The 13,417-nt window shown below is 69.9% G+C and carries 9 protein-coding genes; all 9 read left to right on the plus strand.

Annotated elements, in window-relative coordinates:
- Window positions 1–42: 42 nt before the first annotated feature.
- Complete coding sequence (locus RUR_RS11665) at window positions 43–2,955, plus strand: FAD-binding and (Fe-S)-binding domain-containing protein (protein WP_283135004.1); 2,913 nt, start codon at window positions 43–45, stop codon at window positions 2,953–2,955.
- Window positions 2,952–4,106 (plus strand): Glu/Leu/Phe/Val family dehydrogenase, encoded by a 1,155-nt coding sequence (locus tag RUR_RS11670; protein WP_283135005.1) that lies wholly within the window; start codon window positions 2,952–2,954, stop codon window positions 4,104–4,106. The genes RUR_RS11665 and RUR_RS11670 overlap by 4 nt, the downstream gene beginning before the upstream one ends.
- A gap of 152 nt (window positions 4,107–4,258) precedes the next feature.
- Complete coding sequence (locus RUR_RS11675) at window positions 4,259–5,086, plus strand: MurR/RpiR family transcriptional regulator (protein WP_283135693.1); 828 nt, start codon at window positions 4,259–4,261, stop codon at window positions 5,084–5,086.
- A gap of 440 nt (window positions 5,087–5,526) precedes the next feature.
- Window positions 5,527–6,579, plus strand: a complete 1,053-nt coding sequence (locus RUR_RS11680) for an amidohydrolase family protein (RefSeq protein WP_283135006.1) — start codon at window positions 5,527–5,529, stop codon at window positions 6,577–6,579.
- Window positions 6,576–7,943 carry a glutamine synthetase family protein gene (locus RUR_RS11685; protein ID WP_283135007.1) on the plus strand — a complete coding sequence of 456 codons (1,368 nt, stop codon included), beginning with the start codon at window positions 6,576–6,578 and terminating at the stop codon, window positions 7,941–7,943. Before RUR_RS11680 ends, RUR_RS11685 begins: the two co-directional genes overlap by 4 nt.
- A 42-nt stretch (window positions 7,944–7,985) precedes the next feature.
- Window positions 7,986–9,152, plus strand: coding sequence for an NAD(P)/FAD-dependent oxidoreductase (locus RUR_RS11690; protein ID WP_283135008.1), 1,167 nt, complete (start codon window positions 7,986–7,988; stop codon window positions 9,150–9,152).
- A 182-nt stretch (window positions 9,153–9,334) separates the two neighbouring features.
- Window positions 9,335–10,498: a M20 metallopeptidase family protein gene (locus RUR_RS11695; RefSeq protein ID WP_283135009.1), complete on the plus strand. Its 1,164-nt coding sequence runs from the start codon at window positions 9,335–9,337 to the stop codon at window positions 10,496–10,498.
- 64 nt (window positions 10,499–10,562) lie between these two features.
- Window positions 10,563–11,987 (plus strand): APC family permease, encoded by a 1,425-nt coding sequence (locus RUR_RS11700; protein WP_283135010.1) that lies wholly within the window; start codon window positions 10,563–10,565, stop codon window positions 11,985–11,987.
- Between the two features lie 141 nt (window positions 11,988–12,128).
- Window positions 12,129–13,415, plus strand: a complete 1,287-nt coding sequence (locus RUR_RS11705) for an ABC transporter substrate-binding protein (RefSeq protein WP_283135011.1) — start codon at window positions 12,129–12,131, stop codon at window positions 13,413–13,415.
- Window positions 13,416–13,417: the final 2 nt, after the last annotated feature.

The raw sequence follows: 13,417 nt of genomic DNA on the forward strand, positions 1-13,417 counted from the left end.
GCTCTGTATTCCCTGACCAGGCGAAGGCGGAGGAAACGGGACGTGACCATCTCGATCGAGCGCTCGGAACCTGCCCAGCTTGCCCACGCGCTGCGCCGGGCGGACTGCGGCGAGGTCGCGACCGACCCCGGTCGGCTGGCTCAGTATTCGGCGGACGCCTCCAACTACCGGCAGGTGCCGCGCGCCGTCGTCTTCCCCCGCACCCGGCAGCAGGTGATCAACGCCGTGGCCGCCTGCCGCGAACTCGGGCTCTCGATCACCTGCCGGGGCGCGGGCACCAGTACCTCCGGGCAGGCCGTGGGCTCCGGCGTCGTGCTGGACTTCTCGCGTTTCTACAACCGGCTTCTGGAACTGGACCCGTCTGCCGGTCAGGCCACCGTGGAGCCGGGCATCGTCCTGGACGACCTGCAGGCGGCCGCGGCCCCGTACGGGCTCCTCTTCGGCCCTGACCCCTCGACACACAGCCGCTGCACCATCGGCGGGATGATCGGCAACAACTCCTGCGGCTCCCACTCGCTCGCCTGGGGCCGTACGGCGGAGAACGTCCTGGAGCTTGAGGTCGTCACCTATCGCGGCACCGTGATGACCGTCGGCGAGATGACCCGTGCGGAGATCGACCGGGCCGTCGCCGAGGGGGGCGAGCGCGGCGCGCTCATCGGTCGGCTGGACAAGCTCGCCCAGGCCAACCTGGAAATGCTGCGCACGCGGCTCGGCCGTTTCCCGCGACAGGTCTCGGGCTACGCGCTTGAGCAGCTGCTGCCGGAGAACCGCTTCAATCTCGCCCGGGTCCTGGTCGGCTCCGAGGGCACCTGCGCGGTCGTGCTGTCGGCGAAGCTCCGGCTGGTCCACGCGCCGCAGGACCGCTCGCTGGTGGTCCTCGGTTTCACCGACGCCTGCGACGCGGCCGACGCGGTCCCGGAACTGCTCCGGCAGCGGGGCCTGGTGGCGCTGGAGTGCGTGGACCAGGCGCTCACCGACATCGTGACGCGGCCGGAGACCCGGGCGACGATCGACACCCTGCCGGACGGGCGGGCCTGGCTCTTCGCCGAGCTCGCCGGTCCGGCGGAGGAGCTGCCCGACGCCGGATCAGCGCTGGTCGCCGCCGCCCGTACCGCCAATGGGTTCTCCGGGGTCGAAGTCGTCGAGGACCCCGGGCGGGCGAGGAGCCTGTGGCGGATCCGGGAGGACGGCGTCGGCCTCGCCACCCGGCTGCCCGACGGATCGGAGGCGTGGCCGGGCTGGGAGGACGCCGCCGTCCCGCCCGACCGGCTCGGCGCCTATCTGCGCGGGCTAAGGGACCTTTTTGATCAGTACGGGCTCGCCGGCGCCGTCTACGGGCACTTCGGCGAGGGTTGCCTGCACACGCGGATCAACTTCGACTTCACCACCGACCACGGAGTGGGCGTCTTCCGCGCGTTCCTCACCGACGCCGCCAAGCTTGTCACGGCCCACGGCGGCTCGCTCTCGGGCGAGCACGGCGACGGCCAGGCGCGGTCGGAACTGCTTCCCGTGATGTACGGGCCCGAGGTCATCCGGATGTTCGAACACTTCAAGCACGCGTGGGACCCGGACAACGGGCTCAACCCGGGCATGATCGTGCATCCGCTGCCCCTGGACGGGAACCTGCGCGTCAGCCCGGACCGCCCGGCGCTCCCCCTGGTCACCAAGCTTGCCTTCCACGCCGACGGCGGGGACTTCGCCAAGGCGACCCGTCGCTGCGTCGGGGTCGGCAGATGCCGGTCCGCCGCCCCGCACGGCGGGGTGATGTGCCCCAGCTACCGGGTCACCCGGGATGAGAAGGACTCCACCCGGGGCCGGGCCCGGGTGCTCTACGAGATGACCCAGGGCGAGGTCATCACCGGCGGGTGGCGTTCCACCGAGGTGCGCGACGTCCTCGACCTCTGTCTTTCCTGCAAGGGGTGCAGCGTCGACTGCCCGGTCGGTGTCGACGTCGCGAGCTACAAGTCGGAGTTTCTGTACCACCACTACCGGCGAAGGCTACGGCCCGCGTCGCACTACTCGATGGGCTGGCTGCCGCTGCTCTCCTGGGTCGCCGCCCGGATGCCGGGGGCGGTCAACGCCGTCACCTCGTCCCGGCTGGCCCCGCTGATCAAACGGGTCGGCGGCATCGCGGCGGAGCGGGAGATTCCCCGATTCGCCGACCGGACGTTCCTGTCCTGGTTCCGCGCCCGCTCTCCCGCCGGCACCGGCGAACGCGGCCCGGTGACCCTGTGGGTGGACTCGTTCAACAACCACTTCAGCCCCCAGGTCCTGCGGGCCGGCGTCCGGGTCCTGGAGGACGCCGGGTACCGCGTCCGGGTGCCCCGGGGGACGCAGTGCTGCGGCCTGACCTGGATCAGTACCGGCCAGCTCGGCGTCGCCCGCCGGATCGCCGTCCGTACGGCCCGCGCGCTGCGGGCGGGCGTGGCCGAGGGCGTGCCGATCGTCGGGCTTGAGCCCAGCTGTACGGCGGCGCTGAAGCAGGACCTGCCCGAGCTGCTGGACGGAGCCCCCCTCGCCCGCGATCTGTCGGCGCTGACCGTGACGTTCGCCGAGTTGCTCATGGAGAGGACGCCGGGCTGGGACCCCCCGAGAGTCGAGGTCTCCGCCATCTCCCAAACCCACTGCCACCAGCACGCCACCTCCGGGTTCGGCGCGGACACCGCGCTGCTCTCCGCGCTCGGGGTGGACAACCGGGTCCTCGACTCCGGATGTTGCGGCCTGGCCGGGAACTTCGGTTTCGAGAAGGGCCACTACCAGGTGTCGCGGGCGGTCGGCGAACAGGTGCTGCTCCCCGCCGTTCGCCAGGCGCCGCCGGACACCGTCGTCCTCGCCGACGGCTTCAGCTGCCGTACCCAGATCGACCAGGCGACCGACCGCACCGGCGTCCATCTGGCCGAGCTCATCGCCCGGGCCCTGCCCGGCCACCACCTGCCATCGGAGGAGAACATATGACCGACGCACTCGAGATCGTCGACGACTGGGGCCCCGAGAAGATCGTCGTCGTCTCCCACCGCCGTACCGGTATGAAAGGCGTGCTGGTCATCGATAACACCGCCCGTGGGGTGGGCAAGGGAGGCACCCGGATGGCGCCCTCCGTCACCGTGACGGAGGTCGCCCGGCTCGCCCGGAACATGACGTGGAAGTGGGCCGGTGCCGACCTCTTCTACGGCGGCGCCAAGGCCGGCATCGCAGCCGACCCCGCCTCGCCGGACAAGGAGGCCATCCTGCGGGCCTTCGTCCGCGCGCTGCACAACGAGGTCCCCCGCGAGTACGTGCTCGGCCTCGACATGGGCCTCACCGAAGACGACGCGGCCATCGTCCAAGACGAACTCGGCGACCGTGGAACCGCGGTCGGTACCCCCGCCCACCTCGGCGGAATCGCCTACGACCAGCTCGGCGTCACCGGTTTCGGCGTCGCCGAGGCCGCCGACGCCGCCGCCGAGCACCTGGGGCGCCCCCTCAACGGCGCCCGCGTCGCCATTCAGGGCTACGGCGCCGTCGGCCGGGCCGCCGCCCGGCGCTTCAGTGCCCTCGGCGCCGCCGTCGTCGCCGTCTCCACCGCGCACGGCGCCGTGTACGACCCGGTCGGCCTGGACCTCGCCACGCTGGACCAAGCCCGCGACGAGCACGGCGACGCCTTCGTGACGCGGCTGGACGGTGTCATCCTTCTTACCGCGGGACGGGAACTCCTCCTCGACTGCGACGTCCTCGTCCCGGCGGCCGTACAGGACGTGATCGACGAGGGCACCGCCCAGAGGGTCAAGGCGAGCCTCGTCGTCGAGGGGGCGAATCTGCCCACCTCACCGGCGGCCCAGGCCGTCCTCGCCGAGCGCGGCGTCACCGTCGTCCCCGACTTCATCGCCAACGCCGGAGGGGTGATCGCGGCTGCGTTCGCGATGGACGCCCGCTACTCGGGGTTCCGGCCGGACACCGGCGCCGTGTTCCCCGCGATTTCCGACAGACTCCGCGCCAACACCCTCGGCGTGCTGGAGGAGGCCCGCCGGCTGGCCCTCACCCCGCACGCCGCCGGCCGCAAACTCGCCCAGGACCGCGTCGCGGCGGCGATGCGGAGCAAGGGCCGGATCCCCGTGAGGAGCCGATGACGACCCCTCCGGCCGTTCAGTACGCAACCTCGGTGGCTGCCAGGTGTGTCGCACTAGAATCCGGGTGAGGCACACGAATCGAGGTCCTGGTGGAAGTCCACGAACTGGATGGCTCAGCATCGTCCGGTGATGCGGCGCGATCCGTCGCCGAGGTGATCCACCGGACCATGAGCGAGGTCTCCGCCGCGGAGCGGCGAGTGGCGCGGGCCGTCCTGAGTGACTACCCGATGGCGGGCATGGAGCCCGCGGTGAAGCTCGCCGAACGCGCCGGGGTCAGCGCCCCGACCGTGACCCGGTACGTGTCGCGCCTCGGTTTCGGCGGCTACAAGGAGTTTCAGCAGATCCTGCGTGACGAGATCAACGCTCGCGGGGCCAGTCCGATGACGCTGCCCTCCGACTACGCGGCCGACACCCCGGCGTCGCGCGTGCTCAGCAAGGTCTCGCAGGCCGGTCGGAAAATTCTCGCCGAGGGGTTCACGGCGCTGCCGTCGAGCGAGTTCGGCCTGGCGATCGACCTGGCCGCCGACCCGAAGCTGCGGGTCGGCGCGGTCGGAGGCCGCTGGTCCCGGCTTGTCGCCGAATACCTGATCCTGCATCTGCGGACGATGCGGCCGGACACCCAGCTGCTGACCGCTCAGCGGGACGAGGCCGGGGTGGCCCTCGTCGAGCTCGGGCGCCGTGACGTGGTCTTCGTGCTCGACTTCAGGCGTTACCAGGACGACGTCGTCGACTTCGCGCGGAAAGCCCATCAGCGGGGTTCCAAGATCGTTCTGATCACCGACGTGTGGTTGTCGCCCATCGCCGAGTTCGCCGATGTCGTTCTTCCCCTGAGTACGGACATCGGTTCCCCGTACGACAGCCTGGTGCCCGCGATCGCGTTGGTGGAGGCGCTGGCGGCGGCCGCCCTGGCCCGTCTCGGCGAGGATGCGCAGGCCCGTATGCGCCTGATCGAACAGGTGTCGACGGTGCCCGCGCCATAGGCCGGCCCCCTTACGTTTTCGAATCCGCGTGACCGCGTCGGCGTCGCCGCAGACGCCCGGTCGGCGCGTACGACCTGGTCACCGCCCCCGCGTCGGCCGAAAGAGTGAAAGAATTTTTTCGTTCTTTATTGACCACAAGCCTCGTGGCTGAAATTATTCGTTCACACCTAGAGGGTCGTGCACAGTCGGTGAACACGGCCAGCCAGAGTCAAGCCGGGGCGTGAATCGACCGCCGAACGACCACTGCGCAGGTGCCGTCGGCCATCAAGTCCATCGGATCGCGCCGGAACGGGCACAAGCGCGACCAGTCTTCAAAGGATGTACACGTGACGCTGTTGGATGAAGCACGAGTGGTCGATGTCCACTGTCATGGCTTCCGCATGGACGACATACGACGACGCGATCAACATGGGTTCCTAGATCGTATCACCATGCTGGGCATGTGCCTGACGAGCTCGGGCCTGCACCACAGCTCCTTTCCCGAGCTCCTGCGGCGGACGACCGACACCTCGCCGATCGCCGTCGCCATGGCGCTCCGGCTGGGCAAGGTCCTCAACTGCGACCCCTCACGCGACTCGCTGGCGAAGGCCCGTACGGCGGCCTTGAACGACGCGTCCTACCTGCGCAGGCTGTGGGACGAGGCGGGCGTGGAGCATCTGCTCGTCGAGGACGGCTATCCGCAGCCGATGGTCGACCAGGCCGACATGTCCGACGAAACGGGCCTGCCGATCAGCCGGGTCGCGCGCCTCGAGCCATGGATCGTCGAACTGCGCGACCAGGTGAACGGCTTCGCCGAGCTCGAAGACGCGTTCGCCGCCCGGGCCGAACAGGCGATCGCCGACGGGGCCGTCGCCTTCAAGTCGATCATCGCCTATCGGAGCGGGCTGGACGTCTCCTCGTGGAGCGGAAACGACGTGGAGAGCGCGTTCCAGGCGTGGCGCGCCGCCGGCTGGACCGAGTCGCGTGAGCACGCCAAACCGGTGCGGGACATGCTGCTGCGCCGCGCGCTGGCGGTCGCCGCGTCGGCCGGCGGCGTTCCCGTCCACGTGCACTGCGGCGGGGGAGATCCGGCGATCGTCCTCTCACATTCACGCCCGTCCGACATCTTTCCGCTGCTGAGCCAGCACCTGGGTCAGCCGATCGTCCTGATTCACTCGGGGTGGCCGTGGATCGAGGAGGCGGCGTACATCGCCTCGGTCCTTCCGCACGTCTATCTGGACACGTCCCTGTCGACGCCGTGGTCCTCGATCGCCGTGGACAACCGCCTGGAGCTGATGCTGGGCATCGCCCCACCGGCCAAGGTGATGTACGGCTCGGACGAGGCCAGCGAACCGGAGGTGATCTGGTTGTCGTCGATCCTGGCGCGGGAAGCCCTCGAACGGGTGCTGCGACGGGCGATTGACCATGGATACCTGGACGAGAAGCACGCCACCCGCATCGGTGTGGACGTCCTCGGCGGCAACGCCAAGCGGCTGCACGGGATCGCGTTGTGAGCGCGGCGCGCGTGTTCGCTCCGCAGGACGTGGCCGAGGCCCACGCGCGGCTGAGGGACGCGGGCACCCGCCTCGTCGTGATGACCGTGGTGGACAACGCCGGGGTCACCCGCGTGAAGGTGATCCCCCTGCGACGTTTCGAGAGCGCCGCGACGGGCGGCGTCGGAATGTCCACGCTGTGGGCCGTGGCCGGCGGTGACGATCAGTTCGCCTCCGTCTCGCCCTACGACTCGCCCAGCGGCGACCTGCGGCTGTTCCCCGACATCGCCGCCGCGCGTCCCCTGCCGTCGTCACCCGGATACGCCTGGGTGCCCGCCCTCCAGTACGAGCAGAGCCTGGAGATCAGCGCCGGGTGCCAGCGCAGCGTCCTTCGGTCGGTCGTGGAGAACGCCCGGAGCATGGGTTACGAGTTCCGTACCGTGTTCGAGTCGGAGATGACGCTGCTGAACCGGGACGGGACACCGGCCCACTCGGGCCCCGCGCACAGCGCGCGGGCGCTGCTCCCGCTGGAGGACTTCGCGCTCGCGCTGATCGAGGCGCTCGACGGCGCGGGGATCGACGTCGAGCAGCTGCACCCCGAGTACTCGCCGGGACAGTTCGAGGTCGCCATCGCGCCACGCGACCCGCTGACGGCCGCCGACGAGGTGGTGCTGCTCCGGTATATCGCCAGACAGGTGGCCCACCGGCACGGGCTCGACGTCAGCTTCGCCCCGGTGGTGAATCCGGGCGCCGCCGGAAACGGCGCGCACCTGCACGTGAGCGTCTGGCGCGACGGCGAGAACCTGATGCAGGACGACGGCACCACCGAACCCGGCATGCAGGCGGACGGCGCCGCGTTCACCGCGGGAATCCTTGCGGAGCTACCCCGCCTGCTCGCCGTTCTCGCGCCGACCGTCGCCAGCTACGAGCGCCTGAAGCCGAATCACTGGTCGGGAGCCTTCGCCTGCTGGGGCGTGGAGAACCGGGAGGCCGCCCTGCGGTTCATCCCGGGGACCGTGAGCGTACGGCGAACCGCGGCGAACCTGGAGGTCAAGACCGTCGACGGGGCGGCCAATCCCTATCTCGCCACCGCGCTGCTCCTCGCCTCCGGGATGCGGGGCATCGAACGGCGGCTTGAGCTGCCCGCGCCCGTCCAGTCGGACCCGGCGGGCCTCAGCGAGGTCGAGCGCGACAAGCACCGGGTGACCAGGCTTCCCGAAGACCTGGCGCGCGCGACCGAGCTGTTCGCGGGCAGCGAGCTGGCGAGATCCGTACTGGGCGGCACCCTGCACGGCGCGCTGGTCGCCGTACGGGAACTGGCCGCGCGGTCGGCGGCCACGCGGGACGTTCACGAGCTGGCCATCGAGGACCGCTTCCGGTACTGACCGGTACGGAAGCCACGGCTACGGCGGAAGGGTACGCAGGACATGTCAGTGGGCTGGGACACGGCTGTGGCCGGATGGGAAGGGTTCGCGCCCTTGGCGGGCGATGTCACCGCCGACGCCTGCGTGGTGGGTTTGGGCGCCTCCGGGCTGGCCGCGATCGAGGCGTTCCTCGACCGCGGGCTCTCGGTGGTCGGGGTCGACGCCGGTCGGGTGGCGGCCGGGGCGGCCGGACGCAACGGGGGTTTCCTGCTGGGGGGACCGTCGCTGGCGCTCCATCGGGCCGTCGACCGCTGGGGCCCGGCCGCCGCCGGCCTCTACCGTGACACGCTGGAGGAGCTCGACCGGCTGTACGCGCTGCTCGGCCCCTCCGTGATCCGCCGGGTGGGCTCCATCCGGCTCGCCGGTCTGCCGGGCGATCCCGCCGACGAGGCGGAGGCGGCGGATCGCGAGGCCGAGACGGCCGACTGCGCGGCCCAGGCCGCGTCGATGCGTGAGCATGGAATCGCGGTGGAGGAGTACGACGGGCCCCTCGGCGTCGGCCTGTACCTTCCCGACGACGCGGCCATGAACCCGGCGGTGCGAGCCACCAGGCTGGCCACGCTTGTCGGACGTCGCGCGGCGCTGCACGAGCACACCCCGGTGACGTCCGTCCGCAGCGGCTCGGTCGCGACGGAGCGGGGTGTGGTCAAGGCACGGTTCGTCGTGGTCGCCGTCGACGGCCGGTTGGAGAAGCTCGTGCCCGCGCTGCGTACCCACGTGCGAACGGCGCGGCTTCAGATGATGAGTTCCGCCCCGATCCCATCGCACCGGCTGCCCTGCCCGGTCTACGCCCGCTGGGGTTACGACTACGCGCAGCAGCTGCCCGACGGACGGCTGTACGTCGGGGGTGGCCGCGACCGCTTCGTCGACGAGGAGTGGACCCACGACGCCGAGCCCACCGAGTCCGTGCAGCGCCACATCGAGAACGTCGCACGACGGATGGCGGGCGGTTCCGTCCGGGCGGAGCACTGGTGGGCGGCGTCGGTCGGATGCACCCCGGACGATCGGCCGCTGTGCGCACGGGTGGAGGAGGACATGGTCGCGATCGGCGGTTACAACGGCACGGGAAACCTGGTCGGCCCGGTCGCGGCGCGTTCGGCCGTCGCCTGGCTGCTCGACGGGAAGTCCCCTCCGGCGTGGGCCAACGCGCTGGATCCGGTGGCGTGCTGACGTAACCCGGCGCCGATTCTCGCGATCGGTGACCGGCTAAGGCCCGACCGGCGGTGCCATTCGGGTCGGCCTGCCACCATGCCGTGTGGCTGAAATGAAATTTTCAAATCGATCATTGTCTTGATGAATTGTAAATATGACTACGGAACATTCCGTTCCATGACCGAAGGTGAGAGGTATTCGTGAGAGCGCTCGGCCGACAGCTGGAAGCCGCTCTGCGTGATGAGTTCGCCGCCGCGCGCGAGATCCGCCGGCACATCCATGCGCACCCCGATCTGTCCGGACACGAACACGCGACGACGAGAACCGTCATCGAGCAGATGCCGGCCGGTCTGCGGGTGGAGGAGGTCGCCGGTTCGGGCGCGATCGTCCGCGTCGGCGGCGAGGGCGCCTGCGTCGCGGTCCGCACCGAGCTGGACGCCCTGCCCATCACCGAGCGGACCCTCGTCGAATGGGCGGCCGGAAACGGGGCGATGCACGCCTGCGGGCACGATGTGCACCTGAGCGCCGGTATCGCCCTGGCGCGGGCGGTCCATCGCGTGGGCGCGCCGGTCCCCCTGGTGCTGGTTCTCCAGCCGAGAGAGGAAACCGCCCCCTCCGGCGCCATGGACGTCCTGGACTCGCGCGCTCTGGAGCGCCATCAGGTCCGCGCGATGATCGGAGCGCACGTGCAACCGCTCCTCGCCTCGGGTGAGGTGGCCAGCACACCCGGCACCGTGAACGCCTCGGCCGACGAGTTCACCGTACGGATGCTGGGTGTCGGGGGTCACGCCGCCTACCCGCACCTCGGGCCCGACCCGGTCCTGGCGCTCTCGCTCTTCGTCGCCGCGGCCCAGCAACTGGTCGCCCGTGACGTCGACCCGATGACACCGGCGGTGGTGAGCATCGGGGAGATCCGGGCGGGCTCCTCGCCCAACGTCCGGCCGGATCACGCGGTCGCGCGCGGCACCCTGCGGTCGTTCGACCCCGCACAGCGGGAGTTGCTGCACCGCCGCCTCGAAACAGTGGCCTCCGGGGTGGCCGAATCGGTCGGCTGCAAGAGCGAGGTCCACCTCGACCTCGGCGAACCGGCCCTCCACAACGATCCACGGCTGGCGAAAGCCGCAGCCGCGAACCTCCAAGGGTTCGGGCTGACCCAATCGGATGATCTTCGCTCGTGCGGAGCGGACGACTTCGCTTACTACGCGCAGCGATTCCCCTCCCTGATGATGTTCGTCGGCACCGGCGCGAGCTCGGGAAGGCTGCACAGCGCCGACTTCCTCGCGTCGGACGAGGCCGTCGATCACACCGCCCTGGCGCTGGCCGCCGGATACCTGGCCGCCTGTACGGCGTTTCCGCCGACCTGATGACCCGTCCCGAGGGAGAGCACCCCTCCTGCCCCCGGGCACCCCCCACCTCGATAGGACAGAAATGGTTGACGCCGATCGCGCACAGAAACACGCCGCCCCCACCGGCGGATCCCTCCGGCCGGGCATCATGGGCGTCTCCGCCCTGGTCTTCCTGGTCATGGCGTTCCAAGCACCGCTGACCGCCGTCGCCGGCAACATGCCCCTCATCGTGGGGCTGGGCAACGGGGCCGGCGCTCCGCTCGCCTTCATCGTGTCCGGGGTCGTCCTGACGCTGTTCGCGGTGCCGTTCGTCGCCATGAGCCACCGGATCACGAACGCGGGTGCCTTCTACTCCTACATCTCGGCGGGTCTCGGCAGACCGGCGGGCGTCGCCGTCGGGTGGCTCGCCGTGTGCGCCTACAACGTCATCATGCTCGTCCCGATCGCCTTTGCCGGATACTTCGGTAATCAGGTTTTCCGCGATGAGCTCTCGATCGACATGCCGTGGACGGTGATCAGCGCGGCCATCCTCATCTTCGCGTGGCTGGTGGGCATTCGCGGCATCGAGCTGAACACCGTGATCATGGGCTTTCTCCTCTGCCTCGAAGTGGGCATCCTCGTCCTCGTGGTGGCCGGGGCGCTCCTGGACCCGTCCACCGACAAGTCCCTCATCGTCTCGGACGCCTTCTCGGGGAACATCGGGATCGCGTTCACCTTCGCCCTGCTCAGCTTCGTGGGTTTCGAGGCCACCGCGGTGTTCGGGGAGGAGGCCCGCAACCCGGAACGCACCGTCGGGAAGGCGACGTACGCCGCGGTCTGGGTCATTGCGATCCTCTACGCGCTGGTCGCGTGGGCGGTCATCTCGGTCTATCCGCGCGCAGGCGTCGTCGGCACGGCCCTGGACTCACCGGGCACCTTCCTGAGCGGCGCGGCGGTGAAGGTGCTGGGGCCGTGGGCCGAACATGTGATCAACTGGCTCCTGCTGGCCAGCCTGGTCGCCGTGTCGATGGCGGTGCACAACATGGCCTCGCGCTACCTGTTCGCGTTCGGGCGCGACAGGCTGCTTCCCCGGGCGCTCGGACGCACGCACCGCAGGTACCAGACCCCGCACCTCGCGGGGACCGTGCAGATGCTGCTCATGGTGGGCGTGATCGTGGCGTGCCTGGTCACCGGTACCGACCCCTACCTCAAGCTGGGCGCGGTGGCGGGTGGCTTCGCGACCATGGCGATCGTGGTGTTGATGGCGACGACCTGCGCCGCCGCGATGCTGTTCCTCCGGCGAACCGGCGTGTCGGTCTGGGTGCGGCTGGTCGCGCCCGGGATCGCCCTGGTCGCGCTGCTCGCCGCCCTGTGGCTCATCTGGTCCAACTTCACCCTGCTGGCCGGGGAGACCGTGCTGGCCGACGTGCTGAAGTGGAGCATCATCCCGTTGGTGGCGGGGGGATTCCTGCACGGGTTGCTGACCACCCGCACGCCCGGGGCCGCCACGTCGGCCGAACACACCTGAGTCGCCGAACGCCCGCCGCCGTGTCCCCGGTTCCGTACGGGACCGTACGGCCAATGAATGGAAAATTTCCAAAACGGCCATTGATAGATGTTTTGAAATGTGCGTTACTTGGGCACATTCGCTCGAGTCCTTGGAGACGTAATGTCGATCAAGTTCCATCCGATCCGACTCGGAGCCGCCGCGATCGCGGTCGCCGGAGCACTCGCGCTGGCCGCATGCTCGGCCGCCCTGCCCGGCGGCACAGAAAGCACGAAGAACGACGGGCCGGTCAAGCTCGGCCTGCTCGCTCCGCTCACCGGAGCGTCGGCCGCCGACGGCAAGCTCATGCGCCAGGGCGCGGAGCTGGCCGTCAAGGAGCTCAACGCCGGCGGCGGGGGAGTCGCCGGACGCGAGATCGCCCTTGAGGTGGCCGACGTCAAGGACCTCAAGTCCGACGCCGTCGCGTCCGCCGTCTCGCGGCTCACCGCGGACAGCGGGGTCGGCGCCGTCATCACCGGCTACGCCAGCACCACCAACTTCGAGATCGACCTGCTCGCCGAGGCCGGGATGCCGTACCTCATCGGCGGCGGGAGCACGCAGACCGCGGAGATCATCACCAAGGACCCGGGCAAGTATCCGGGAGTCTGGTCCACGGCACCCAGCTTCGAGGCGTACAAGACCGACCTGCCCAACCGGTTGGCGGCGTGGAGCCAGGATGGCACGTTCCAACTCCGCAACAAGACCGTCTACCTCATCTCCAGCGACAACCCCTACTCCAACGACATCTCCGCCGGCCTGGTGAAGAACTTCAAGGCCAAGGGGTGGAAGGTCGTCGGACCCGACGTCGTCCCGTACGGAGAGGTCAACGACTGGACCCCGCAGATCGGCAAGATCCACAGCGCCGACCCGTCGGTCATCGTCAACCTCGACTACCTGACCGCCAACGCCGTCAAGTTCCTGACCCAGTTCCGCGACAACCCGACCGACTCGCTGCTGTTCTCCCAGTACGCGCCGAGCGTGCCCGAGTTCAAGGAGCTCGCGGGCAAGGGCGCCGACGGCGTGCTGTACAACCTTCCCGTCGGCGCCGTGGTCTCCGACAGGTACGCACCGGGCCGCGACTTCGTGAAGAAGTTCAACGACGCTTACGGCACCGACCCCGGCCTGTACGGAGTCATGAGCTACGAGCAGGTCAAGCTGTGGGCTAAGGCCGTCGAATCCGCGGGCGACCCGTTCGACAAGGCGGCGGTCGGCAAGGCCGTCGGCGGCATCGAGGTGCGCGACACGGCGATGGGAACCATCCGGTTCGACCCGGCCACCCACCTCGCGATCGCCGACGACACCAACGGTCTCCCGTTGCAGTTCTTCCAGATCCAGAACGGCAAGGACGTCCTTCTCAGCCCCACCAAGTACGCCGACGGCGCGTTCAAGCAGCCCGACTGGTTCAAGTGAGC

The organism is Rhizohabitans arisaemae (genome assembly GCF_025996515.1).
Taxonomy (GTDB): domain Bacteria; phylum Actinomycetota; class Actinomycetes; order Streptosporangiales; family Streptosporangiaceae; genus Rhizohabitans; species Rhizohabitans arisaemae.